The 24,053-nt window shown below is 62.4% G+C and carries 22 protein-coding genes and 1 tRNA gene; 11 read left to right on the top strand and 12 right to left on the bottom strand.

Going from position 1 to position 24,053, the window contains the following annotated elements:
- Positions 1 to 74 precede the first annotated feature (74 nt).
- Both CGZ66_RS23915 and CGZ66_RS23920 read left to right on the top strand, forming a co-directional pair.
- A complete protein-coding gene (locus tag CGZ66_RS23915) occupies positions 75 to 1,592 on the top strand; it encodes an amidase (protein WP_206073757.1) in 1,518 nt (505 codons plus the stop codon).
- Entirely contained in the window at positions 1,589 to 2,725 is a 1,137-nt protein-coding gene (locus CGZ66_RS23920) for an alpha-hydroxy acid oxidase (RefSeq protein ID WP_095088621.1), read from the top strand. Before CGZ66_RS23915 ends, CGZ66_RS23920 begins: the two co-directional genes overlap by 4 nt.
- A gap of 85 nt (positions 2,726 to 2,810) precedes the next feature.
- Here CGZ66_RS23920 and CGZ66_RS23925 read toward each other — a convergent pair whose 3' ends face one another.
- The 7 genes from CGZ66_RS23925 to CGZ66_RS23960 form a co-directional block, all read right to left on the bottom strand.
- On the bottom strand, positions 2,811 to 3,515 hold the full coding sequence (locus CGZ66_RS23925) for a GNAT family N-acetyltransferase (RefSeq protein WP_095088623.1): 705 nt from the start codon (positions 3,513 to 3,515) through the stop codon (positions 2,811 to 2,813).
- 19 nt (positions 3,516 to 3,534) lie between these two features.
- Complete coding sequence (locus CGZ66_RS23930; RefSeq protein WP_095088625.1) at positions 3,535 to 4,275, bottom strand: class I SAM-dependent methyltransferase; 741 nt, start codon at positions 4,273 to 4,275, stop codon at positions 3,535 to 3,537.
- A 33-nt stretch (positions 4,276 to 4,308) separates the two neighbouring features.
- The gene (locus CGZ66_RS23935; protein ID WP_245331189.1) at positions 4,309 to 5,226 is read right to left on the bottom strand and encodes a ketopantoate reductase family protein; all 918 of its coding nucleotides are present in this window, start codon (positions 5,224 to 5,226) and stop codon (positions 4,309 to 4,311) included.
- A 161-nt stretch (positions 5,227 to 5,387) separates the two neighbouring features.
- A complete protein-coding gene (locus CGZ66_RS23940; protein WP_095088627.1) occupies positions 5,388 to 7,124 on the bottom strand; it encodes an adenylate/guanylate cyclase domain-containing protein in 1,737 nt (578 codons plus the stop codon).
- 254 nt (positions 7,125 to 7,378) lie between these two features.
- Positions 7,379 to 7,672: a GYD domain-containing protein gene (locus tag CGZ66_RS23945; RefSeq protein ID WP_095088629.1), complete on the bottom strand. Its 294-nt coding sequence runs from the start codon at positions 7,670 to 7,672 to the stop codon at positions 7,379 to 7,381.
- A 112-nt stretch (positions 7,673 to 7,784) separates the two neighbouring features.
- On the bottom strand, positions 7,785 to 9,911 hold the full coding sequence (locus CGZ66_RS23950) for an alpha/beta fold hydrolase (protein ID WP_095088872.1): 2,127 nt from the start codon (positions 9,909 to 9,911) through the stop codon (positions 7,785 to 7,787).
- Positions 9,912 to 10,648: 737 nt separating this feature from the next.
- Positions 10,649 to 10,723 (bottom strand) — tRNA-Thr (locus CGZ66_RS23960).
- A 161-nt stretch (positions 10,724 to 10,884) separates the two neighbouring features.
- On the opposite strand from CGZ66_RS23960, the gene CGZ66_RS23965 reads away from it, so the two are divergent.
- From CGZ66_RS23965 to yacG, 9 genes are all read left to right on the top strand, one after another.
- Complete coding sequence (locus CGZ66_RS23965) at positions 10,885 to 11,079, top strand: hypothetical protein (protein ID WP_095088633.1); 195 nt, start codon at positions 10,885 to 10,887, stop codon at positions 11,077 to 11,079.
- A 127-nt stretch (positions 11,080 to 11,206) separates the two neighbouring features.
- The gene (gene murA, locus CGZ66_RS23970) at positions 11,207 to 12,499 is read left to right on the top strand and encodes a UDP-N-acetylglucosamine 1-carboxyvinyltransferase (RefSeq protein ID WP_095088635.1); all 1,293 of its coding nucleotides are present in this window, start codon (positions 11,207 to 11,209) and stop codon (positions 12,497 to 12,499) included.
- 193 nt (positions 12,500 to 12,692) lie between these two features.
- Positions 12,693 to 13,127: a DUF2948 family protein gene (locus tag CGZ66_RS23975; protein ID WP_095088637.1), complete on the top strand. Its 435-nt coding sequence runs from the start codon at positions 12,693 to 12,695 to the stop codon at positions 13,125 to 13,127.
- Positions 13,128 to 13,134: 7 nt separating this feature from the next.
- A complete protein-coding gene (gene hisD, locus CGZ66_RS23980) occupies positions 13,135 to 14,427 on the top strand; it encodes a histidinol dehydrogenase (RefSeq protein ID WP_095088639.1) in 1,293 nt (430 codons plus the stop codon).
- Between the two features lie 6 nt (positions 14,428 to 14,433).
- A complete protein-coding gene (locus CGZ66_RS23985; protein ID WP_095088641.1) occupies positions 14,434 to 14,919 on the top strand; it encodes a UPF0262 family protein in 486 nt (161 codons plus the stop codon).
- On the top strand, positions 14,907 to 15,371 hold the full coding sequence (locus CGZ66_RS23990; protein ID WP_095088643.1) for an arsenate-mycothiol transferase ArsC: 465 nt from the start codon (positions 14,907 to 14,909) through the stop codon (positions 15,369 to 15,371). Before CGZ66_RS23985 ends, CGZ66_RS23990 begins: the two co-directional genes overlap by 13 nt.
- 87 nt (positions 15,372 to 15,458) lie before the next feature.
- Complete coding sequence (gene infA, locus CGZ66_RS23995; protein ID WP_006200926.1) at positions 15,459 to 15,677, top strand: translation initiation factor IF-1; 219 nt, start codon at positions 15,459 to 15,461, stop codon at positions 15,675 to 15,677.
- Between the two features lie 21 nt (positions 15,678 to 15,698).
- Positions 15,699 to 16,328, top strand: a complete 630-nt coding sequence (locus CGZ66_RS24000; protein WP_095088645.1) for a Maf-like protein — start codon at positions 15,699 to 15,701, stop codon at positions 16,326 to 16,328.
- On the top strand, positions 16,325 to 16,522 hold the full coding sequence (yacG, locus tag CGZ66_RS24005; protein ID WP_095088647.1) for a DNA gyrase inhibitor YacG: 198 nt from the start codon (positions 16,325 to 16,327) through the stop codon (positions 16,520 to 16,522). Before CGZ66_RS24000 ends, yacG begins: the two co-directional genes overlap by 4 nt.
- 24 nt (positions 16,523 to 16,546) lie before the next feature.
- Here the strand turns inward: yacG and melA are convergent, their stop codons facing one another.
- The 5 genes from melA to CGZ66_RS24030 form a co-directional block, all read right to left on the bottom strand.
- Entirely contained in the window at positions 16,547 to 17,917 is a 1,371-nt protein-coding gene (gene melA / locus CGZ66_RS24010) for an alpha-glucosidase/alpha-galactosidase (RefSeq protein ID WP_095088875.1), read from the bottom strand.
- Between the two features lie 19 nt (positions 17,918 to 17,936).
- Complete coding sequence (locus CGZ66_RS24015; protein ID WP_095088877.1) at positions 17,937 to 19,604, bottom strand: ABC transporter ATP-binding protein; 1,668 nt, start codon at positions 19,602 to 19,604, stop codon at positions 17,937 to 17,939.
- 10 nt (positions 19,605 to 19,614) lie between these two features.
- The gene (locus CGZ66_RS24020) at positions 19,615 to 20,754 is read right to left on the bottom strand and encodes an ABC transporter permease (protein WP_095088649.1); all 1,140 of its coding nucleotides are present in this window, start codon (positions 20,752 to 20,754) and stop codon (positions 19,615 to 19,617) included.
- Complete coding sequence (locus CGZ66_RS24025; protein WP_095088651.1) at positions 20,755 to 21,762, bottom strand: ABC transporter permease; 1,008 nt, start codon at positions 21,760 to 21,762, stop codon at positions 20,755 to 20,757. It lies immediately after the preceding gene.
- A 115-nt stretch (positions 21,763 to 21,877) separates the two neighbouring features.
- Positions 21,878 to 23,959: an ABC transporter substrate-binding protein gene (locus tag CGZ66_RS24030; RefSeq protein WP_095088653.1), complete on the bottom strand. Its 2,082-nt coding sequence runs from the start codon at positions 23,957 to 23,959 to the stop codon at positions 21,878 to 21,880.
- Between the last annotated feature and the right edge of the window lie 94 nt (positions 23,960 to 24,053).

Genomic DNA, 24,053 nt, shown 5'->3' on the forward strand with positions numbered 1-24,053 from the left:
ATCGGACACACTTGACACATTCGGTCGTTAGGCGCTAGAAGAAATATCGGTGAAATGTTACCAAAATTTCATCTTTGACCCAAGTCATCGACATGGTCGGAGAGATGAAAGACGTCCCGACTGCCGGTCCTGAAAACGGTACAGATGTTCGACACGGTGGTGCCGCGACGATTTCGGACGCTGATATCTTGTGCCGGCTTACTGCCTCCGAGCTTGCTGGCCTCTATCTGAAGAGACAGGCATCCCCTGTCGAGGTCGTCCAGGCCGTGCTCACCAGAGGGGCGAGCATCAACGCACGGTTCAATGCCTTTGCCTTCCTGGATGATGAGGGGGCGATAGCCGCCGCCAAAGCATCCGAGCGCAGATGGCTAGACGGGGCGGCGCTTGGCCCCCTCGACGGAATTCCAGCTACGATCAAGGATTTGATGACGGTCAAGAACTGGCCCACCCGCTTTGTCAGTGGGGTAACTGCTGGTGCGCGTTCTCAAGCTGATGCGCCTTCCGTCGCAGCACTGCGAGCGAAAGGCGTCTTGTTGGTAGGGGCGACTACAACGCCTGAGTTCGGCTGGAAGGCAGTCACCGATAGTCCGATGTTCGGAGCGACGTCGAACCCATGGAACCCGGCGTTGACATGCGGCGGATCGTCGGGAGGCGCGGCTGTTGCCGCGCGCACCGGTTGTGGGAACCTGCATCTCGGCACGGACGGGGGTGGATCGGTGCGGATACCTGCCGCCTTCACCGGGGTAGTCGGCCACAAGCCGAGCTTTGGTCGAGTGCCATATTATCCGCCGAGCGCGTTCGGCACTCTCGGTCACCTAGGGCCGATCGCTCGCACGGTCGAGGATGCCACGCTGATGCTCGACGCCATGACGGTCCGCGACGCCCGGGACTGGAACCAGCCTGCAATAGAATTTGCATCTGCGGTGCTCAGCCGGCAGCGGGAATGGCGGGGTTTGCGGATCGGCCTGTGGTCAACACCGATCGCTGGCGAAGTCGCCCCAGAAATCCTCGCTGCAGTCGTTCGCGTCGCCCGCCTGCTGGAGGAGGCGGGCGCAGCAGTCGAGCCGATCAACCTGCCGGGTGGAAACATATTGGCGACGTTCAACATCCTCTGGTCTGCAGGTGCGGCAAACAGGGTGTCCAAGATCGCCGAGAAAGACCGGTTTCAAATGGACCCGGGTTTGCTTCGAGCAGCGGAAATCGGTGGACGATTCTCAGCATCTGAGTACGCGGAAGCGTTGTTACACCGTTCGGCCTTCGGCGCCGAAATGGATCAGCTTCTCAGGATCTACGATTTGGTGATCTCGCCGACCACGCCGGTCGCGGCGTTTCCGCTCATGCACGATGTCCCGCCTGGATCCGTTTATCAGGAATGGACCGAGTGGGCATGCTTCAACTTTCCCATAAACCTCAGTCAGCAGCCCGCATGCTCTGTGCCAATTGGTCTAACAAATAGAGGACTTCCGATCGGGTTTCAGATTGTCGGCGCAAGGGGAGCCGATGCGGACGTATTGAGCGCGGCCATGCAGGTGATGGAACTTGTCGGGTGGATGGACAGTCCTTCTCAGTCGAGCGGGAGGAAAAAGACATGAACTCAAAAACGATCACTTGTATCGAAGATCTCCGGCAGCTTCATAAGAAAAGGGTGCCAAAAGCATTTTTCGACTATGTCGACCGCGGTTCGTATAGCGAGCAGACTTTGCATGCGAATCGAGCGGATTTCGAAAACATCAAATTACGGCAGCGGGTCCTCGTCGACGTATCCAAGAGGAGCACGTCTACCGTGCTCCTGGGCGAGGCAATTTCAATGCCGCTGGTTCTGGCGCCTGTCGGCTTGGGAGGGCTTCAATATGCCGATGGAGAGATCCACGCGTGTCGCGCGGCGCAGGCGGCGGGCATCCCCTATACGTTATCAATCATGTCCATCTGCTCGATGGAGGATGTTGCAGGTGCTGTCAAAAAGCCCTTCTGGTTTCAGCTGAGTTTGTTAAAGGACCGCGGCTTCGTCAAATCGCTCGTAGAACGCGCGATTGCCGTGAAATGCGACGCAATTGTCTTGACGGTAGACTTGCCGGTGTTGGCGCAACGCCATGCCGATATCAAGAACGGCATGGCGGTGCCGCCGAGGTGGACTTTCGGCAAATTCGTCGACTTTGCGAGCAAGCCGGCATGGGTTTCCAGCGTAATGCGCAGCAAGAGGAAAACGTTCGGGAATCTCGCCGGACAATCCGGCAACTCGAAAATGGAATCGCTTGCTGCCTGGATGAGTGAGCAATTCAATACGAGCCCAACTTTGAAGGACGTGGAGTGGGTTCGAAGCATATGGCCTGGAAAACTGATCATTAAAGGCATCGGGGACGCCAGGGATGCACGTGACGTAGCGAAAATTGGGGCGCATGGCCTAGTGGTTTCGAACCATGGGGGACGTCAACTTGACGGCGGCAGGTCAACGATCTCTGTGCTGCCCGAAATTGCGGATGCGGTGGGGGCCGATCTCGAGGTTCTGGTAGATGGAGGCGTTCGCTCCGGCCAAGACGTCATGCGAGCGTTGGCTCTTGGGGCAAAGGCGTGCATGATCGGCCGGGCCTATGTTCACGGTCTGGGTGCTGCCGGCGAACAAGGCGTCGCCAAGGCCATCGATCTCATCCGTAAAGAATTCGAAGTGACAATGGGCCTGACCGGGGTTGTCCGCGTTGATGAAATAGATCGCCGAATACTGGCCTAGTTGGCTGTAACGAAAGCGAACAGGCCGGTCCGTTGCCGCCGGGCAAAAGATGCTAGAGGACTAGGCGCTGCATGATACGCTTTCGCTAGCATAACCCTTTGGCGCTGAGGCCGCTCCTGATCTCGGCAACCGAGCGAAGCTGCCGCCCGGCGTCGAAATTTCCGGGATCAAGCCAGGCCTCAAAAGCTGAGCGATGGGCTGGCCATTCGCTGGAAAGCATCGAATAGACGCAGATGTCGCAAGGTTTGCCCTTCAGGAACAGGCCCTGGCGCAGCGTGCCCTCATAGACGAAGCCGAGCCGATCGGCCGCCTTGCGCGAGCGCAGGTTGGTCGAGGTGCAGGTCCATTCGAGGCGCCGGTAGCCAAGATCGTCGAAGACATGGCGCAGGATCAGGTAGAGCGCCTCGGTGGCGAGCCGTGTGCGTTGCAGCGGCGGCGTGTAGAGCACATAGCCGAGCTCGACGACATGATGGGCGGGTCTCGCCTCCATCAGACAGAGCCACCCCAGCGGCTTGTCGTCGAGGCCGGCGACGGCAAAGAAGGCACGTTTCTTGTCGGCCACCAGTTCGGCGACGTGGTCGGCGAAACATTGCTCGCTGGCGAACGGGCCAACCTTCATGTCGACCCAGGTGGCATTCGTGTGCTCGTCATGCGACAGCGGGTAGAGACAGGATGCGTCGCGCCCGGCGTCGAGCGGGCGCAGGCGACCCGAGCGGCCGACCAGCACGACGGCGGCGGGAACCGGAGCGTCGCCCGGCGGGATCTCACCCGGTTTCAGATCTGATGACATGGTCGCCCCGATGCGCTGGCTAGTTCCAGTATCGGAATACCCTGCCCATTCTGTTCGGCATCATGAAGATCTCCTCGGCGCGGCGAAACCCGGCATCCCGCCCCATGCCGAGCCAAGTGTCGGCGGTTTCAGGGAAATCGGCCAGAAGCATATGCCGTTCCATGGAAGCGAATTCCTCGTCGGAAACGGCCGACCATTTGTCTCGCAGCAACGAGAAGCGGGCGAGCCAGGCGGCGCGATCTTCTCCCTCGAACAGGGCCGGCTCCCAGATGACGAACTGGCCCACGCCGCCCAAGGCCCTGCGGGCGTGCCGCATCAGCTTCGCCTTGCCCTCGGTCGCTAGATGGTGCAGCGACATGCCGATCCAGATTACGTCGACGGGTTCCGACCAGTTCGCCATCGCTTGCGCGAAATCGCCGCAGCGCAGCTCGACCGGGCATGGGAGCCCTTCGAGTGCGCGAGCGGCAAGCGCTAGCGACGCTTCCGACAGGTCGATGCCGACATAGCCGCCGATCGCGGACATCTTCAGCATCGCGGCAGAGGCAGCGGCATCGCCGCACGCCACGTCAAGGAATCGAAACGACCCTGGTGCATGCTCGACGAGCAGATCGCGCAGGAGCCCGTAGACCTCGCGGTGGAACATGAGGTTTGTGGCCACGATCCTGCGGTACGTCTCGAGCTCCTTGTTGAACATGTCCTGTGGGCCGGTAGCCTCGTTAACGGTCGCCACCGGCATGCTCTCGCTCGACGAACTGGCCATGATATCCTCCCAAGGGACGTTGAAGCGGCACCGCTAGTGGGCGGCACCCGCTGCGTAGAGATGCAGGGCGCGGAAGACCGCCGTGTGGCCGGGGGTCGCAACACCGAACCTGATGCCCAATTCGTGCATGCGCCCGGACAGCCACGCGACCTCGATTGGCTTGCCCCTTTCGAGGTCGTTGGCCATCGACGATTTTACGTGCGGTGGGAATGCGGTCCATCTGGTCACAACGCGCCCTTCGAACCCCTCGGCCATAGGATGACCGGCCGCGGCCGCGACCGCCATCCCCTCGTCGCGCAGTTGCTCGATGAAGATACGAGCCTCGGGGTCGTCGAGGATCGGACCGATCCCGGAGCGCATGAGCGACGTCCCTCCGGAAAAGGCCGCGAGTGTCACGAACTTCTCCCACAGCACATTGTCGATGTCGGCAACCGGCTTCAGCTCAAGCCCAAGAGCACGATCGCAGAGCGCCTGAAGGTCCTTGATGAGAGGCTCGCGGTGCCCGCCGACCAGGATGTGACGCAGCCCGCCAGCGTGGACGACTTCTCCCGGCTGTTTGATGAATGCGGACAAGTAGGTGGCGCCGCCAATCACCTGGTCGCCGGGAACATGGCGGCCTAGGATCTCGACGCTGTCGATGCCGTTCTGCAACGTCACGACACGCGTATTCCTGCCGATGAGCGGTCCGAGCGCGGCGGCGGCCTTCTCGCTGTCGTAGAGCTTGACCGCAAAAATCACGAGATCGACGGGACCGATGTCGGCCGGCGCGTCGCTCGCGGACACATTGGGGAGAAAGACGTTGCCGATATCGCTTTGAATTCGCAGGCCGTCCCGGCGCATTGCCTGCAAGTGGGCACCTCGAGCGATGAAGCTGACGTCGCCCCCCGCCTCGGCGAGCCTTGCGCCGAGATAGCCGCCGATGCCGCCCGCCCCGATCATTGCGATCCGCATGCGTCCCCCTCGACATCAGCTGCCGCCATGGGCCGAGCGAAGCTGGAACGGCATCCGCCGGCCCGATGTCTATTAGCATTTACTTGAATACAAGGCCAGCCGACGGGGTTCGAGTGCGAGGGCAAGCGATCACGACGGGTCCTCGGCTACTTCACCGCCCGTCACGCCGGCAATCCGGCCTTGATGAGCCCTTCACGGAGAAGCTCCCGGTCTTCGGCGTGTTCAAGGAGGACGCTCTCGCGCATGTATTCAACGGTAGAGAAATCAGGCTGCAAGCGCAGGACCTCCGCCACTGCTGCCTGTGCCGCTTCGGTCCGTTCGAGCTGGGCGTAGCAGGCCGCCAGCCGTGCACTCGACCACGAGCTTGGCAGGGGCATTTTTTTGAACGCCTGAGCGGCCTCTGCAAAGCGCCGAAGCGAATAAAGGGCGATGCCAAAGTGAACATCGTACCAGCGAAAGTGTAGTGGGTTCAGGCGACCAGCAGCTTCCAAGCAAACCAGTGCTTCTTCCGGCCTGCCACGAAAGGCCAGCAAGCGGCCCTTCATGATCAGTCCGTCTGCATCATTGGGATTGAGGTCGAATGCCCGGCGGAGATGTTGCTCGGCCATGTCGTATTCACGACGGTAGAGACAGATGGTCGACAGTATGCGGTGGCAGCGGCTCTCCAGAGGGTCGAGTGCGATCGCGTGCTTTGCCTCGTTGAACGCCGCGTCCAGCACCTCGGTCGGTGCGGCGGCGTGACCGTTCTGTGCCACCTTCACGAATGCACGATACGAATGCGCCACGGCATACCGCGCGTCGAGGGCCACCGCCTTCTCGAACATCTCAAGCGCTTGCCGATTGGCATCCGTGTCACTCCGAAAGTGGGCCATGCCCCGCAGCAAGCAGTCGTAGGCGGCAAGGCTGGTTGTCGGCTTCCGGAGCGATTGCTGAAGTCTCGCATCTTCAATTCGCCCAACCAGCGTCGACACAATGGTCTGCGCAACTTCGTCCTGCACCGTGAAGACGTCGTCGAGGCCGCGGTCATAGCGTTCGGCCCAAAGATGCGCGCCGGTCACCGCCTCGATGAGTTGCGCAGTGATCCGCACGCGCGCTCCGGCGCGCCGCACGCTGCCTTCGAGAAGATAGGACACCCCAAGCCGCCGGCCGATCTCGGCAAGGTCGATCGACTTGCCGCGAAAGGCGAAGGAGGAGTTACGGGCAATCACGAACAGCGAGCGGAAGTGCGTCAGCCCGGTGACGATGTCTTCGGTGATGCCGTCGCTGAAGTACGTCTCCTCCGGCTGCCCGCTCAGATTGTCGAACGGAAGCACTGCGATTGAGGGTCTGTCGGGCAAAGATAGCGGCGCACCGGCGGCAGGCGGTGCCGATCCCTTGGACCAGCACCAAACGCGGACCGGCTGCGCGATGTTCTTTAGCTTGCGCTCGCCGGTGTCTTCAAAGGCGAAGTCAGTCTTGCCGGCCAGCTGCTTCTGCACCGCATCGGCAATGCAAATGCCCCCAGGCTCCGCCAGTGCCTCAAGCCGTGCCGCGATGTTGACACCATCCCCGAGCAGGTCGCCGTCCTCTACGACAACGTCACCGACGTTGATGCCGATGCGGAACACGATGCGGCTCTCGGGCGGGACCTCCCGCTGATGCTCCGCCGTCCCTTCCTGCATTGCGACGGCACAGGCCACGGCCTCAACAACGGAGCCAAACTCAACGATGGCGCCGTCGCCCATTAGTTTGGCAACACGGCCCCTATGGTCTGCGATCAGCGGGTCTACCACTTGGGCGCGAAGGGTCCTGATCGACGCGAGTGTACGGGCCTCATCTGCTTCGATCAGGCGTGAATAGGCCACGATGTCGGCGGCCATGATCGCGGCGAGCCGCCGCTCCACCCGAACAACTGGCATAAGATGCCTTCCAATACATCGCTAAGCGAACGCCCAATCTTCGCAGCTTCAAGTACGACCCGCAATCCGAACGGCAATGGCTTCAAGGTAGCCGCTATGCGGCTGGCTACGGTTGAGATTAGACCAAAATATCGAGTTGAACCGCACCCATAAAAACCCTGGCCTCGTCCCAGGGTTTCGCTTCAAGGATATGAGCGAGGCCGCCGTTCCCCTCGCCAGCGGGCTTCGATCGCCCGTTCACGGCAGAGTGGCGGTCAGGCCATCTTTGCCATTATCTTGGCCATATCCGCGGCGTCGAACGCCCTCAATGTCTGGGTTCTGATGTTGCCTAGCGATGCGATCGACAGGGCTAGCGCGGTCGCAGCAATGTCGTCGTCGGCTTCGGCAATCGCCACGACATCATGCTGGCCAAGCGTCCACAACAGGGTGTGAACCTTGATGCCGTTCTTGCTGGCCATCGCCTTGAAGGCTTCGGCACGCTTCTGGGTATCCTTTATGCTCCTGATACCTTGATCTGTGAAATTTGACAGCAATACGTAGTAAGCCATTTTTTCCTCCCATTGTGGGAGCGGGCGGGCACTCACGGCGCGTCCGCCGTCTCCCGCAACGACGATACCACGAGTCAGGTGCGCGAACCACTTGCGTCAAGGATCATAGCCGTCAGGCTAGCCCACCGACGGAGAAAAGCTGCAAGCTCCCGGGAAGCCCGGCAAGTTCCGTATCGCCGCGCTCTTCAAACATCAGGCCGGAGCCAACCACGAGATCACGAACCGTCCGCGAGGCAATGATCTCGCCTGGCCGCGCATGATCGAGCAGCCGCGATGACAGCTCGATCGCCATCCCGGTGAAGTCATCGCCGCGCTCCTCGCATTCGCCGGTATGGACTGCCGAGCGGACATCGAGACCGGATTGCTTCAGGCGTTGACGGATCGCGATCGCGCACTGGATCGATCGCGTCGGGCCTTGGAACACGGCGACAAATCCGCTTGCCGTGCGTCTGATCCGCCTGCCTTCGGCGCCGAGCAGATCGCTACGGATCTCTTCGGCGTGTCGCTCAATCAGATCCGTGCCGGCAATAGAGGAACTGCCTTCTATCTCTACGGACAGCACCGACACCAGGAGCCGCTTGCCCGGCACCGCCGGCAAAGCGCCGGTGACAAAAGCCTGGATCTCGTCCACGAGGCGATCGGAATTCTCCCCCCAGATCACGTGGTCCCGGCCGGCAAGCTCGATGTATCGGGCACCTTCAATATGCGTTGCCAGGTAGCGTCCTTCTTCCCGCTTTACCCAGCGGTCGCCCGTCGTCTGAGCGATGAGCGTCGGAACGTGAATGGCCGGCAGAATGTCGCGAACGTCGATTTCGGTTCCCCAGCGCCAGAGCGCTATGGCGTCGGCGGGAGAGGCTGAATTCCTGAGGTAGGCGGCGAACCATTCTCTCTCGAAACTGTCGTTCATCAGGCTGGGCGCGGCGTTGCTCATGTCCGCCGGCTCTCCCCACTCTCTCTCGACGACTGTTAGATCTTGTTCCACCTGCTCGCTTGTTCTAGCCCAGGGATAATCCTTCGACCATCTGCCGCTGGCATAGGCTCCGTTGAGCACGAGCGCCGCCGTGCGCTCGGGATAGGTCGCCGCGAACAACATGCACATGGGGCCGCCCTCGGAGCTGCCGAACAGAACCGTGCGCTTCGAGCCGACCGCATCCAGCACTGCCCGCACGTCCTCCATCCGCTCTTCCATCGTCGGCAGACCGACATTGCGGTCGGACAGCCCCGTGCCGCGCTTATCCATACGGATCAGGCGGCAGAAGCTGCCGAGGCGCTGGAGCACATTCGCCAGCCGCTGCGACGACCAGGAAAGGTCGAGGTTGGAGACCCATCCGGGTACATAGATCAGGTCGATCGGCCCGTCGCCGGTCACCTGATAAGCGATGTTGATCCCCGCCGATTTGACGTAGTGCGTCGGCGGGCTGATGGGCTGGCCAGAGAAATCCGGACGCCTATCGGCTTGGGATCGCGTCTGTTGCGGAGGTGAAACTCCGGGCGCTGGAAAAGCCGAGTCCGGTGTGATGCGGCGCGCCCGAAGGTCGTCATACAGCTTTCGGGTTTCGGGCTCGGGCCGCAAGTCGAGCTGTCGCTGCAGGGCAGCGCGGCAGCGCTCATATTGCTTCAGGGCGAGGTTGACGCGACCCTGGGCCGCATAGGCCCGCATCAAGGCGCGGTGAATGTCTTCCCGTAGGGGTTCAAAAGCCAGCAAGCGCGTAGCCGCCCGCACGCATGATGCAAGATCGCTTGTCGCGGAATGGTGTGCGACGAGCTTCTCCAGCACAGCTATGGAGATTGCCCTCAATCGCTCGCGCTCGAACCTCAGCCAGTCTTCGAACGGCTCCTCCTTGAGATCGAAGCCGTCGAGGAGGTCGCCACGATAGACAGCAAGCGCCTGCTCGAGCTGCTCGGGGGCGGAGCCAGCAGCCAGCGCCTCGAACCGCGCGACATCGAAATCGAGATCGTCGAGATTGAGGCTGATAGTGTCGCCCTCGGTGAGGAACCTCCCGCCCCCTGATGCGTGAGTGGCCTTCCTGACGGCAGACAAGGCCTGCCGCAGGTTCGTCCGGGCCTGGGACTCGCTGTTGCAACCCCACAAAAGCGAAGCGAGTTTCTCGCGCGATTGCGAGCGTCCGGACTGGAGGGCCAGGTAAGCTATCATGGCACGCGCCTTGCGGCCGAGGAGCGGAACCGTCGCTGCATCGCTGGCAAAATCGAAACCACCGAGCAGACAGAGATGCGTCATCGAATCCGCCACAGCCATAGCTCCCACCGGCAATCATTTCCCCTACCTGCCCCTATTTCAATCGCGATTTTGCCGGCGTGACGCTTTTCACGCATTCATCACGCTGGTTCCAACGCATTTCTCACGGGCGGCGCAGGAGATTGCCCGGACGAGGCAGCCCTTGTCTCAGGAGGAGGATGCTATGCAGCACCCGAACGAGTGGCCCATCTGGCATCATGATCCCGGGCAGAACCCGCGGCTGTGGAATGCGATTGCGCCGCAACGCCACGAAATTGCACTCGCGCGCTATCTTGAGAAGCAGCGGGCTGGCCGAGAATCAATGGTCCGCTCGTTCGATCTCCGGACCCCGACGGCGCATGCATTTGTGCTGATAGCCGATGCCGGGAGGGATTTTGTCAAGCGCTTGGTCGCTCCCGTCGGAGCGCCCAGAACTCACCGTCGCTAACCGGGTCAGCATCATTCAGCGGTCCAGCGATCCCACGCCGGAGCTGTGCAACAACGCGCTCATGATGATGAGCAGCGACAGCGCCTGGCAGTGCCTCCAGAGCCGTCCTATGACCAGGCCCAAGGCGTGTCCGCAGCTCTGTCTTGCCCACAAAAAAGGCCGGAGGTCCTTGGGATCACAAGCCTGGTGGACAGCGGCCGTCTCGATTTCCGTCTTGTGACGTCATTTGTAACGTCAGGATTGACGGAACGCACAGCGCGCCAAAGGCTTCAGCGATTTCAACGGGATGGACTGGTGCTGCGAGAGAGGATTGAACTCTCGACCTCTCCCTTACCAAGGGAGTGCTCTACCACTGAGCTACCGCAGCCGCCGATGGCGGGGCTTCTGCCATATCGAACCGGCAAGCGCAAGGCCAAGTGCAACGCTTCTGTGAAAGCCTTTGCCGGATCGCTTTTGATGACATGGCGGCGCCACAATGTTGGCTATCCCTGAATAGCGGGCTGGCTGGTCGCCGGCCGGGGCGGGACAATGAACGACAAGACAATTCCACTGAAAAAGGATGGTCCGGCGAAAAAGGGCGGCACGAACCGCAAGGACAGGCTCGCGGAGCAATTGCGCGCCAATCTGCAGAAACGCAAGGCGCAGTCGCGCTCGCGGCGTATCGGCGAAGCCGACCAACGACCGGACGGGCTCGGCTCGGCGAAGGAAATGCAAAAAGATTAACTCAAATCGGCCACTCTTGGTTCAGATATCAGGAAATCCTATTTCTTGAACCAGGCCGGCCAATGGTCTAGAGGGGCCGATACTCAACCGATTGAACCGGCTTTTTTGGCCGAGAGGGACGTTCTCCATGGATCGCATCAGAATTGTCGGCGGCAACAAGCTTGCCGGAAGCATTCCGATCTCGGGCGCCAAAAACGCCGCACTTCCCCTGATGATCGCCTCGCTCCTGACCGACGACACGCTGACGCTGGAAAACGTGCCGCATCTGGCCGATGTCGAGCAGCTGATCCGCATCCTCGGCAATCACGGCGTCGACTATTCGGTCAATGGTCGCCGCGAGAAGCAGAATGAGGGCTATTCGCGCACCATCAATTTCTCGGCCCGCAACATCGTCGACACCACCGCCCCTTACGAGCTGGTGTCGAAGATGCGGGCGTCGTTCTGGGTGATCGGGCCGCTGCTGGCGCGCATGGGCGAGGCCAAGGTGTCGCTGCCGGGCGGTTGCGCCATCGGCACGCGCCCGGTCGATCTTTTCCTCGAAGGCCTGCAGGTGCTGGGCGCCGATATCGACGTCGACACCGGCTACGTCATCGCCAAGACCCGGAATGGTCGCCTCGTCGGCAACCGCTACGCGTTCCCGAAGGTCTCGGTCGGCGCCACCCATGTGCTGATGATGGCGGCGTCGCTGGCCAAGGGCGAGACGGTGCTTGAAAACGCCGCCTGCGAGCCCGAGATCGTCAACCTCGCCGAGTGCCTCAATGCCATGGGCGCGAAGATTTCCGGCGCCGGCACGCCAACCATCATCATCGATGGCGTCGAATCGCTGTCGGGCGCCCGCGTGCGCGTCATTCCCGATCGCATCGAGACCGGCACCTATGCCATGGCCGTCGCCATGACCGGCGGCGACGTGGTGCTCGAAGGCGCGCGACCCGAGCTGCTGCAGACCGCGCTCGACGTGATTTCGCAGACCGGCGCCGAGATCACGCCGACCAATTCCGGCATTCGCGTCAGGCGCAACGGCGCCGGCATTTCGCCGGTCGACGTGACGACGGCGCCATTCCCGGCCTTCCCGACCGATCTGCAGGCGCAGTTCATGGGCCTGATGACCATGGCCAAGGGCAAGTCGCGCATCACCGAGACGATCTTCGAAAACCGCTTCATGCATGTGCAGGAGCTGGCCCGGCTCGGCGCCCACATCACGCTTTCGGGCCAGACGGCGATCGTCGACGGCGTGCCGAAGCTGAAGGGCGCGCCGGTCATGGCGACCGATCTTCGCGCCTCCGTGTCGCTGGTCATCGCCGGCCTGGCAGCCGAAGGCGAGACCACGGTCAACCGCGTCTACCATCTCGACCGCGGCTTCGAGCGACTGGAGGAAAAGCTTTCCAATTGCGGCGCGGTGATCGAGCGGATTTCGGCGTAGCCAATCGCCACGCCTCGCGGCGCGGTTGCGCGGACGGGAAAGACCCGCCTGGAGCCTGTTTTATCTCGATTAAGGTCGAGATGAGGCTCCAGATTCCTGTCTGAGCATGATCTTTTGCGAAAACCGGTTTCCACTTTTCGGGATCATGCTCTAACAGAAGGCTGAACAATCAACCTTCAGGTGCGAAATCCGCATGACCGCCCTTAAGCTTATCGCACTCGACGACCAGGATCTGAGCATCGTTTCGGCCCATGTCCAGGATGCCGTGATGAAGGTTTCGGACCTCGAATTCCTGCCTTCGGCCAAGCGTTTCGTGCTGACCATGAACCGCTTTGTCTGGGAGGCCAAATCCAGCCTGTTTCGCCAGCACAATGAGCGGCGGCAGGCCGTGCTGCATTTCGACCGCGTGCTCGGCGCCAAGACCAATGGCATTGCTCGAGACAAGCCAGCCGAGGTCCTGTCGCTTTTGGCGATCAGTTTCATCGAGATCAGCAAGCCGGCCGGCATCGTCGAGCTGATCTTTTCGGGCGGCGGCACCATCATGCTCGATGTCGAGTGCATCGAGGCCCGCCTTGCCGACATCGGCGGCGCGTGGGAAGCCACCTCGCGTCCCGTCCACAAGGCTTGAGCGTCCGATGGCCATCACGCTTCGTCAGTCCGATGCCGATTTCGAGCAGCGTTTCGCCGCCTTCCTTTTGACCAAGCGAGAGGTGTCAGCCGATGTCGATGCCGCGGTGCGCGACATCATCGCGCGCGTGCGCGCCGAGGGCGACGCGGCGCTGATCGACTACACCAGGAAATTCGACCACGCCGACCTCGGAAGTCTCGGCATTGCCGTTTCGAAGGACGATATCGCCCGGGCTTACAAGGCCGCCGACCCTAAGACGATCGAGGCGCTGGAATTCGCGCGCGACCGTATCCGCTCGCATCATGAGCGGCAGCGGCCCAAGGATGATCGCTATACGGATGCCGCCGGCGTCGAGCTCGGCTCGCGCTGGACGGCGATCGAGGCGGTCGGGCTCTATGTGCCGGGCGGCACCGCGAGCTATCCAAGCTCGGTGCTGATGAACGCCATACCGGCTGGGGTGGCGGGCGTCGAACGCATCGTCATGGTCGTGCCGGCGCCTGGCGGCATCATCAATCCGCTGGTGCTGGTGGCGGCTGATATCGCTGGCGTGTCGGAAATTTATCGCGTCGGCGGCGCCCAGGCGATTGCAGCGCTTGCCTACGGCGCCGAAACGATCAAGCCGGTGGCCAAGATCGTCGGACCCGGCAATGCCTATGTGGCGGCGGCCAAGCGCCAGGTGTTCGGCACCGTCGGCATCGATATGATCGCCGGGCCCTCGGAAGTGCTCGTCGTGGCCGACGGCAGCAACGATCCGGACTGGATCGCCGCCGACCTGCTGGCCCAGGCCGAGCACGATGCGTCGGCGCAGTCGATCCTGGTCACCGACGATCCGGCCTTCGGTCGTGCCGTCGAACAGGCCGTGGAACGCCAGTTGCAAAGCCTGCCGCGCGCCGAGACGGCAGCGGCGAGCTGGCGCGATTTCGGCGCGGTGGTCGAGGTCGCCACGATCGACGCCGCGCTGCCGCTGGTCGACCGCATCGCCGCCGAACATGTCGAACTTGCCATCGACGATGCCGAAGGGTTTCTGGCGCGGATGCGCAATGCCGGTGCCGTGTTTCTCGGCCGCCACACGCCGGAGGCCATCGGCGACTATGTCGGCGGCTCCAACCACGTGCTGCCCACGGCACGCTCGGCGCGCTTCTCGTCGGGCTTGTCCGTGCTCGACTTCGTCAAGCGCACCTCGATCCTGAAGCTTGGACCGGAGCAGTTGCGGATTCTGGCGCCGGCGGCGATTGCGCTCGCCAAGGCGGAAGGCCTCGATGCGCACGGCCGCTCCGTCGCCATACGGCTGAACATGTAGGCCGCCATGTCGGACTCCGATCAAACCCGCGCCAGGCTGATCGATGTCGAACTCGATGAATCGATCGGCCGTTCGACGCCCGATGTCGAGCATGAGCGTGCGGTGGCGATCTTCGACCTGATCGAGGAGAACAGTTTTCAACCCGTCAATGACAGCGGCCCCGGGCCATACCGGCTGAAGCTGTCACTGGCCGAGCAACGCCTGGTCTTTGCCGTGGCGCGCGAGGACGGGGATGCCGTCGTCACCCACATCCTGTCGCTGACGCCGCTCAGGCGCATCGTCAAGGATTACTACATGATCTGCGAAAGCTATTACGACGCCATCCGCTCCTCGACGCCGAGCCATATCGAGGCGATCGACATGGGCCGCCGCGGCCTGCACAATGAGGGCTCGCAAACGCTGATGGACCGGCTGGCCGGCAAGATCGACATCGATTTCGATACGGCGCGCCGGCTGTTCACGCTGGTCTGCGTGCTGCACTGGCGGGGCTAGCCCTGGCTGCCCTGCCCCGCTCGATCCTGTTCCTGTGCGGCATGAACGCCGTGCGCTCGCCAATGGCCGAACAGCTGGCGCGGCAGGCGCTGCCGGCCACTGTCTTCGTCGCCTCGGCCGGCGTTCGCGCCGGCGAGCGCGATCCGTTCGTCGATGCGGTGCTGGCCGAGGAAGGGCTGTCGCTGGGCGAGCGTCACCCAAGGACGATGGACGATCTCGAGGACGACTATTTCGACCTCATCGTCACGCTGGCGCCGGAAGCACACCACGCGGCGCTCGAACTCACCCGCTCGCTCGCGGTCGAGGTCGAATACTGGCCGACGCCGGACCCGACCGACGCCGGCGGCACGCGCGAACAGATCATGGCCAGCTATCGCGACGTACGCGAGCGGCTGAAAGCACGCATAGGTCGACGTTTTTTGCTTCCAGAAGCAAAAACCGAGACGGATTAAGCGTGTTCACAAGCGGGCGTTTATCATATAGGTTCCGCCGAAATTCCGGCCAGGGCGCTGGAACTACCATCCAAGCAAAGGTATCGAATGCCGAAGGAAGAAGTCCTCGAGTTTCCGGGTGTCGTGACGGAATTGTTGCCCAACGCGATGTTCAGGGTGAAACTCGAAAACGAACACGAGATCATCGCCCATACAGCCGGCCGCATGCGCAAGAACCGCATCCGCGTGCTGACCGGCGACAAGGTTCTGGTCGAGATGACGCCATACGACCTGACCAAGGGCCGCATCACCTATCGTTTCAAGTAAGCAAAGCCCGACTGGTCCGCGATGAGCATTTTGCAGAAGCTGGTGCTTGCCTCGGGTTCGCCGCGCCGGATCGAGCTCTTGCAGCAGGCCGGCATCGAGCCGGACCGCGTGCTGCCGGCCGATGTCGACGAGACGCCGCTGCGCGCCGAGCATCCGCGCTCTCTGGCCAAGCGGCTGTCGAAGGAAAAGGCCGAGAAGGCGTTCGCCTCGCTGACGGCCGAGGCCGACTATGCGCCTGGCTTCGTGCTGGCCGCCGATACGGTGGTCGCCGTCGGGCGGCGCATCCTGCCCAAGGCTGAAACCCTCGACGACGCCGCCAATTGCCTCGGGCTGCTGTCGGGCCGTTCGCACCGGGTCTATTCCGGCATCTGCCTGATCACGCCGGGCGGCAAATTGCGCCAGCGACTGGTCGAGACGCGGGTGCGCTTCAAGCGGCTGCCGCGCGAGGAAATAGACGCCTATGTGGCCTCCGGTGAATGGCGCGGCAAGGCCGGCGGCTATGCCGTCCAGGGTCTCGCCGGCGCCTTCGTCGTCAAGCTGGTCGGCTCTTACACCAACATCGTCGGCCTGCCACTCTACGAGACAGTGGCGCTGCTTGCCGGCGAAGGCTTCAAGGTGCATCGCGGCTGGCAAGTGGGAGCCCGGCTGTGAGCCTGGACGACAAGGTCACGCCGCTGCGGCCGAAGCGCCCCTGCCCCGAATGCGGCAAGCCCTCGGCGCGCGAGACCTATCCGTTCTGCTCGACGCGCTGCAAGGACATCGACCTCAACCGCTGGCTGAAGGGCGCCTATGTCATCTCCGCCCGCGACGACGAGGAAGAAACGGACGCCGACGAGCCGAAGTGAGGCCAGACTGCCGGGAGCGGCTCATCAAGCCGCCTCGGTCTTGCGCCCCACACGTGCCCAGGCCGGCAGCCAGTCGCCGTGAGCGGCGAGGAGATCGTCGACCAGTGACCAGATCTGGTCGAGATCGAGTTCGGCTGATGTGTGCGGATCCATCATCGCAGCATGGTAGATGTGATCGCGGTTCTCGCTCATCAGCGCCCGCACCGTCAATTCCTGCACGTTGATGTTGGTGCGGATCAGCGCCGTCAATTGCGGCGGCAGGTCGCCGATGTAAGTCGGCTGGATGCCGGAGGCGTCGACCAGGCACGGCACTTCGGCGGCGCAATCGCGGGGCAGCGAAGTGATGCAGCCATTGTTGCGGACATTGCCGTAGATCACCGAGGGTTCGCCCGTCCACACCGAGTTCATGATCGACGAGGCATACTCCTTCGACTCCTCAACCTCGATGCGCTGGGCCGAGCGGTAGGCCTGCGCCTGGTCTTTCCAGCGCTCTATCTGTTCGATGCAGCGTTTGGGATATTCGTCGAGCGGAATGCCGTATTCCTCGATCAAATCGGGGCGGCCTTCCTTGATGAAATAGGGCGTGTATTCGGCGAAATGCTCCGAGCTTTCGGTGACGAAATAGCCTAGCCGCGTCAGCATCTCGTAGCGCACCTTGTTGGGGCAGCGCGGATTCCAGCCGGGCTTGGGCGCGCGGCCTTCGCGATAGGCGCGCACGAGATCGGGATAGAGGTCGCGGTAGGAACCGTCGGACTGGCGATGCTCGAATTTCAGGTAAAAGGCCATGTGGTTAATGCCGGCCGAGCGATAGCGGATCTCTTCGTAGGGAAGGTCGAGATCGTGCGCCAGCTCCATTGCCGTGCCCTGCACCGAATGGCAGAGGCCGACCTGCCTGATCTCAGGATATTTCTCTGATATCGCCCAGGTGTTGATCGCCATCGGGTTGACGTATTGCAGCATGATCGCCTGCGGGCAGACGGCGAGCATGTCCTCGCAGATCTTCCACAGATGCGGCACGGTCCTCAAGCCGCGCATGATGCCGCCGACGCCGAGCGTGTCGGCGATCGTCTGGCGCAGGCCGTATTTCTTCGGCACTTCGAAGTCGGTGACCGTGCAGGGCTCATAGCCGCCGATCTGGAAGGCGACGACGACGAAGTCGGCGCCTGCCAGCGCCTTGCGCTGGTCGGAATGCGTCTCGGCCTTCGCCTTGACGCCGAGCGTCGCGATCAGCTTGTTGACGACGATGGCGCTCTCTTCGAGCCGCTGCGGATTGATGTCCATCAGCGCGATCGTCGCGCCCGAAAGCGATGGGCGCTGCAGCACGTCGCCGACAATGTTCTTCATGAACACCGTCGAGCCGGCGCCGATGAATGTGATCTTGGGATTTCTTGCCACGCTAACCTCCGGCATATGTTCAAGCCACATCGAAAGCGGCCCTGACGAGCCGTTCGGTGTAGGCGGTCTTGGGATTGGTGAGGACCTCGTCGACGGGGCCCTGTTCGACGATCTTGCCGTGCTGCATGACGATGACGCGGTGGCACAGCGCGCGGACCACCTTGAGGTCGTGCGAGATGAACAGGTAGCTCAAGCCCCGCTCGTCCTGCAGCTTGCGCAAGAGGTCGATGATCTGCGCCTGGACGGAGAGGTCCAGCGCCGATGTCGGCTCGTCGAGCAGGATGAATTCGGGCTCGAGCGCGATGGCGCGGGCGATGGCGACGCGCTGGCGCTGACCGCCCGAGAATTCGTGCGGGAAACGCGACAGGATGTCGCCCGGCATGCCGGCACTGACCAGCGCCTCGCGCACCCGGTCGACCCGCTCGGCCCGCGTCGCGCCTATGCTGTTGACGACCAGCCCTTCCTCGATGATCTGGCCGATCGTCATGCGCGGATTGAGGGAAGAGAAAGGATCCTGGAAAACGATCTGCATGCGCGCGCGCAGTGGCCGCATCTCGTTGCGTGACAGGCCCTGGATCGGTTGGCCGTCGAAACGGATTTCGCCGCGCTTGGTGTCGATCAATCTCAGCAGCGCCTGGCCGAATGTGGTCTTGCCGGAACCGGATTCGCCGACAAGCCCCAGCGTCTCATGGCGGCAAAGCTTGAGGCCGAGATCGTCGACGGCGACCAGCTCGCGCCAGTCCGGCCTCAGGAAACTGCCGTGACGCAGCATGAAGCAGACGCGCACATCATTCGCTTCGAGGATGGCGCCGCTACCCTCGGGAAGCGGTTGCGGACGCCCACGCGGCTCCGCGGCGAGCAGCCGCTGCGTGTAGGGATGCTGTGGGTCCGCAAACAGCCGTTCGGTGACGTTGTGCTCGCACATCGCGCCATGCTGCATGACGTAGACATAGTCGGAGAATTTGCGCACCACGGTGAGATCGTGGGTGATCAGGATCACCGCCATCCGCAGTTCCTTTTGCAGATTGCGGATCAGGTTCAGGATTTGCGCCTGGACGGTGACGTCGAGCGCGGTGGTCGGCTCATCGGCAATCAACACGTCAGGATCGTTGGCCAGCGCCATGGCGATCATTACGCGCTGCCGCTGACCGCCCGAAAGCTGATGCGGATACTGTTTGAGCCGCGCCTCCGGCTCGGGGATCTGGACATGCCGCAAGAGTTCGAGCGCCCGTGCCCAGGCCTGCCTGCGGCTCACCTTGCGGTGCACCCGGATCGCCTCGACGATCTGGCTGCCGACCGTATAGATCGGGTTGAGCGAGCTCATCGGCTCCTGGAAGATCATCGAGATGCGGTTGCCACGCAGCTTGCGCCGCTCGCTCTCGGGGAATTTCAGGATGTCCTGGCCATCGTAACAGATGCTCGATTTCGGCGACACGGTGGCCCGGCGCGACAGCAGCCCCATGACGGCGCGCGCCGTCACCGACTTGCCGGAACCGGATTCGCCGACGATGGCGATCGTCTCGCCGCGATAGAGCTGGAACGAGATGTCTTTGACCGCTTCGACAACGCCGTGCTCGACCTTGAAGGCGACCTCGATGTTGCGGGCGTCGATGATGGGCTGGTCCTGGCGCCCGTCATGGTCATGACGAACGGTGGGGGCGAAGGATTCGGCGAGTGCGACGGTCATCCCAGCCACCTCAATACGGATCGACGGCATCGCGCAGGCCGTCGCCCAGCGCGTTGAAGGCAAATACGGTGACGAGCACGAAACCGACCGGCGACAGGATCCAGGGATACGTGCCGATAACGGAATAGGTCGCGGTGTCCTGCAGCATCAGGCCCCACGAGATCAGCGGAGGCTTGACCGCAAAGCCGAGGAACCCGAGGAAGCATTCGAGCAGCACCACCGTCGGGATCGCCAAGGTGACGGCGACAATCACGTGGCTCATCACATTGGGCAAGATGTGCTGCAGGATGATGCGCCGGTCGGTGGCGCCGACCGCCATTGCGGCGCGCACATACTCGATGCGCGCCAGCGCCAACGTCTTGCCGCGCACCTCGCGCGACATCTGCGCCCAGCCCAGCGCCGACATGACGACGATGACAAAGGCGAGGAAGACATTGGTCGGCGCGGTGACGGGGATCAGCGTCGTCAGCGCAAGATAGAGCGGCAGCTGCGGGAAGGCGAGCACCAGTTCGACGAAGCGCTGCATCCAGATATCGAACCGGCCGCCGAAATAGCCGGAAACCATGCCCACGGTGGTGCCGATGACGGTGATGATGAAGACGACCGTCAGCGCGATCATCAGCGAGACGCGCGAACCATGTATGGCGCGCGACAGGATATCGCGGCCGAACTTGTCGGTACCGAGGAAATGCACCGGCTGGCCGTCCATCGAGGCGAAGAAATGCCGGTCCGCCGGGACCAGCCCGACGAGCTTGTAGGGCGCGCCTTCGACAAAGAAGCCAAGCAGTCTCGGATGGTCGTAGTCGGGGCCGACGACAGGCTGGAAGGTGACCGGATCGAGGTCGGCCGAATCGGCCAGCGCATAGACCCGTGGCCGCGCGACGAAATTGCCGTCCTTGTCGTGGAAGGAGGGCAGTTGCGGCGGAGCGAAGCCGACATCGGTCGCCTTCGGGTCCATCGGCGCCAGGAATTCGGCGAACACGGCCATCACCAGCAACAGAACAACGAGCCCAAGCCCGGCCATGCCGGTCCAGGAGCGCTTCAACCGACGCCAGACGAGCGCGATATAGCTCTCATTGCCGCGCGCCGGTTTGGCGACGATAGGTCCTTCCGCCGGCAGCGGTGGAGGTGATGGATCGCGGGCCAGCATCTAGCTCTCTCCGTATTGGCGGATGCGCGGGTCGAGCAGGACGAGCAGCATGTCGGCGATGATGTTGCCGACGATCAGTGTCGCTGACAGCACCATCATGAAGGTGGCAGTGACATAGACATCACCGACCGCCATCGAACCGACGATCGCCGGGCCGACGGTCGGCAGCGCGAAGATGATCGCCGTCTCGATCTCGCCGGTGAGCATGTAGGGCAACACCACACCCTGATACATGACGAGTGGATGCAGCGCATTGGGCACGGCGTGCCGCATGACGACGGCGCTACCGGTCAGGCCCTTGGCTCTCGCCGTCTCGACATATTGCGCGTTAAGCGTATCCAGCAGATTGCCGCGCATGACGCGCATATTGTAGGCGAGGCCGCCGAAAGTGGCGATCGCCACCACCGGCCAGACATGCTTGACCAGGTCGACGAACTTCGCCCAAGACCACGGCGCGCCGCCATATTGCGGCGAGAAGAATGAGCCGATCTCCGACAGGTTGAACTGGAAGACGAGGAGATAGACGATGATCAGCGCCATCAGGAAGCGCGGCACGGTCATGCCGAGGAAGGCGATGGCCGAGAGCGTCGAGTCGATCCACGTGTATTGCCTTGTCGCCGCCCATATGCCGAACGTGATGCCCAGCACCGAGGCGAGCAGATGGCAGACCAGCGCCAGGAGCAGCGTTCTCGGCAGGCGCTCGCCGACGACATCGGCCACCGGCTTGTTGTAGTAGAGGCTGTAGCCGAAATCGCCGCGAGTAATGATTCCGCCGATCCAGTTGAGATACTGGACGGGCAGCGGCTTATCGAGGCCGTGTTCGACGCGGTAGGCCTGGGCCTGCGCATCGGCCTCGGCGAAGGACGCGCCGCCCTGGTTGATCAGCTGCGAACGGATGTAGTCGGCATAGTCACCAGGTGGCGCCTGGATGATGGCGAAGGTGACGAGGCTCAAGATTGCGAGGACCGGTATTGCCGACGCTATGCGCATAAGCAGGAATCGCAGCATGGACGGTCGACTTCCTCATTTCGCCGGACGCTCCCATTGAGGGTCGTTCGGAGGTTGGTTTGCCCCGGCCGCGCCAGCGGCGCGGCCGGGTCTCTCTTGGTCAGGGGAGGTAAACTTACATTGGACCCTTGTCTCCGGGCTTGCCCGGGAGCTCCTGCGGGAACAATTCGTATTTCGCCTGCCTGTCGGCTGCGACGAAGACGCGTTCTCGGACGATCGAATCCTCGGCCCAGTTGAACATGAAGATCGGCGTGCCCTGCGGAATGTTCGAGAAGCGCTTGTTGACGATCAGCGCGCCGGGATATTCCGTCAGGCCGACATTGTAGACGTGTTCGGTCGAGATCTTCTGGAACTCTTTCATCAGGCTGGCGCGCTTGTCGTTGTCCTCTGACGCGACGAACTTGTTGACGATGTCGACGAGGTCTTTTTCGAAAGGCATCAGGTCGACCTCGCCGCTTTCCGGCGCACGGTGATTCCAGCTGGTTTTCGGGCCGACAGGCGCAAGCTGTTCTGTGTTCTGCACAACCGAGGTCAGTTCCTGGTCGTTGCGCCGGATCAACCAGTCGAAACGGCCGGAATACTGCGAGGCGTCGCGCTGGGTACCGTTGAGGCCGTTCAGCACGACCCTCAAGCCCAGCTTTTCCATTTGCGCGACGACACCTTCCGCAAGGCTTTTGTCGGTGCCGTAGTCGTTGTTGACCAGCATCACGATCTCGACGTTCTTGCCGCCGGCTGTGCCCGCCGGGAAGTTCACGAAACCGTCGCCGTCGGTATCCTTGAGGCCGGCCTTGGCGAGTTCGGCCTTGGCGCCCGCGAGGTCGAATGGATAGTAGACGGTGGACTTGCGGTCATAGAAGCTTGTGCCCGAGGAGAAGCCGCCGGGATAGATGGCGGTGAACGGCCCCTTGACCAGGGAGTCGCCCAGTGCCTTGCGGTCGAGTGCCATGGTGACAGCCTTGCGGAAGTCCTCATTGCGGTTCAGCTCACGGACTGCCTGGCTGCGCTCGTCCGGGTTGCCCCAGCCATTGGCGGAATAGTTCAGGCGCAGATTGTAGCCGATGAGGCGTGGACCAAAGGCGAGCCGTGCCGGCGCGTCGGCTTCAGCGGCGCGCTTCAACGAGGCGACAAAGTTTTCCGGCTGCTCGAGGTTGGAGAAGTCGGCCGAGCCGGCGACCGCCTGGACGTCGCGGTCAGCCCAAGTCGACAGCTTGTACTGCAGTTCGTTGAGGTAGGGCAGCTGGTTGCCCTTCTCGTCGACCTTCCAATAATAGGGGTTGCGGCGCATGACGATAATGTCGTCCGGCCGGTACTCGACCGGCACCCAGGCGCCCATCACCGGCATGTTCATATATTCCGGCGGAAAGGCGTTCTTGAACTGGTCGTAGGTGTTCTTCGAATATTTCGGATGCTGCGGCTTCAATATGTGCGCGGGGCCGGGGCAGAAGGTACCATAGGCCATGGCGTAGAGGTACTGTTTCGGGAAGGCGTCCTTGAAGGTCCACTCGACGGTGTAGTCGTCGATCTTCTTCAGCGTCGTGCCGACACCGAAGGTTTCTGGCGTCGCGCCATTGAGCGGCGAGACGTTCGGGTCGACCACCTCGTCATCCCAATAGAACATGACGTCGTCGGAGTTGAAGGCCACGCCATCAGACCATTTGGCGCCCTCGATCAGATGCATGGTCAGCTTGTGGCCGTCCTTCGACCAATCCCAGCTTTTGGCAAGGTTCGGCAGCGGCTCGGTGTCCTTGGCTTCGACCTGGAACAGTGGCGCCGTGCGCGTCAGACATTCGGAGAGGCCAATATCGATGCCGCCCCAGCCTTGCGTCTGGCCGGCGCCATAGTTCCAGCCTTCCGGCCGGCCGCCGATGACATGGCGCATCGTATCGCCATAGACGCCGACGCCGTCAGGCATGTTGGCCGTCTTGAAGACCAGCGGCTCCTTCGGCAGCCGGTCCTTCACCGGCGGCAGCTTGCCGGTCTTGACGTATTTTTCGGTCAACCAATCCGGCTCATGATATTCCGGCAGGGCTTTGAACTCCAGGATGGAGTCACGCGCGACGTATTTGATCTTGCCCTCGGCCGGAAAAGTCGCCGGCACCGGCGGGACTGTCGGCTCTGAAGCGAAAGCGTTGAGTGCCGGAACCGAGACGCTCAGCGCCAGTCCGGCAGCAATGCCAATGCTGCGTAGGTTTCTCATAATCTCCTCCCTCATGTTCAGACGTTTTCTGCTGCTCGTCTTCTGCCCTGAACTGACTGCGGTGGACCTCCCTCCCGTGGGTCCGCCGCCGCGC

This window comes from Mesorhizobium sophorae (assembly GCF_002270415.1).
In the GTDB taxonomy this organism is placed as follows: Bacteria; Pseudomonadota; Alphaproteobacteria; order Rhizobiales; family Rhizobiaceae; genus Mesorhizobium; species Mesorhizobium sophorae.

What these genes read in the sequence shown, in the direction of transcription:
- CGZ66_RS23920 (WP_095088621.1), top strand. Translation starts at nt 1,589, where the DNA reads ATGAACTCAAAAACGATCACTTGTATCGAAGATCTCCGGCAGCTTCAT.
- CGZ66_RS23925 (WP_095088623.1), bottom strand. Translation starts at nt 3,515, where the DNA reads ATGTCATCAGATCTGAAACCGGGTGAGATCCCGCCGGGCGACGCTCCG.
- CGZ66_RS23930 (WP_095088625.1), bottom strand. Translation starts at nt 4,275, where the DNA reads ATGGCCAGTTCGTCGAGCGAGAGCATGCCGGTGGCGACCGTTAACGAG.
- CGZ66_RS23935 (WP_245331189.1), bottom strand. Translation starts at nt 5,226, where the DNA reads ATGCGGATCGCAATGATCGGGGCGGGCGGCATCGGCGGCTATCTCGGC.
- CGZ66_RS23940 (WP_095088627.1), bottom strand. Translation starts at nt 7,124, where the DNA reads ATGCCAGTTGTTCGGGTGGAGCGGCGGCTCGCCGCGATCATGGCCGCC.
- CGZ66_RS23945 (WP_095088629.1), bottom strand. Translation starts at nt 7,672, where the DNA reads ATGGCTTACTACGTATTGCTGTCAAATTTCACAGATCAAGGTATCAGG.
- CGZ66_RS23950 (WP_095088872.1), bottom strand. Translation starts at nt 9,911, where the DNA reads ATGACGCATCTCTGTCTGCTCGGTGGTTTCGATTTTGCCAGCGATGCA.
- CGZ66_RS23965 (WP_095088633.1), top strand. Translation starts at nt 10,885, where the DNA reads ATGAACGACAAGACAATTCCACTGAAAAAGGATGGTCCGGCGAAAAAG.
- murA (WP_095088635.1), top strand. Translation starts at nt 11,207, where the DNA reads ATGGATCGCATCAGAATTGTCGGCGGCAACAAGCTTGCCGGAAGCATT.
- CGZ66_RS23975 (WP_095088637.1), top strand. Translation starts at nt 12,693, where the DNA reads ATGACCGCCCTTAAGCTTATCGCACTCGACGACCAGGATCTGAGCATC.
- hisD (WP_095088639.1), top strand. Translation starts at nt 13,135, where the DNA reads ATGGCCATCACGCTTCGTCAGTCCGATGCCGATTTCGAGCAGCGTTTC.
- CGZ66_RS23985 (WP_095088641.1), top strand. Translation starts at nt 14,434, where the DNA reads ATGTCGGACTCCGATCAAACCCGCGCCAGGCTGATCGATGTCGAACTC.
- infA (WP_006200926.1), top strand. Translation starts at nt 15,459, where the DNA reads ATGCCGAAGGAAGAAGTCCTCGAGTTTCCGGGTGTCGTGACGGAATTG.
- CGZ66_RS24000 (WP_095088645.1), top strand. Translation starts at nt 15,699, where the DNA reads ATGAGCATTTTGCAGAAGCTGGTGCTTGCCTCGGGTTCGCCGCGCCGG.
- CGZ66_RS24015 (WP_095088877.1), bottom strand. Translation starts at nt 19,604, where the DNA reads ATGACCGTCGCACTCGCCGAATCCTTCGCCCCCACCGTTCGTCATGAC.
- CGZ66_RS24020 (WP_095088649.1), bottom strand. Translation starts at nt 20,754, where the DNA reads ATGCTGGCCCGCGATCCATCACCTCCACCGCTGCCGGCGGAAGGACCT.
- CGZ66_RS24025 (WP_095088651.1), bottom strand. Translation starts at nt 21,762, where the DNA reads ATGCTGCGATTCCTGCTTATGCGCATAGCGTCGGCAATACCGGTCCTC.
- CGZ66_RS24030 (WP_095088653.1), bottom strand. Translation starts at nt 23,959, where the DNA reads ATGAGAAACCTACGCAGCATTGGCATTGCTGCCGGACTGGCGCTGAGC.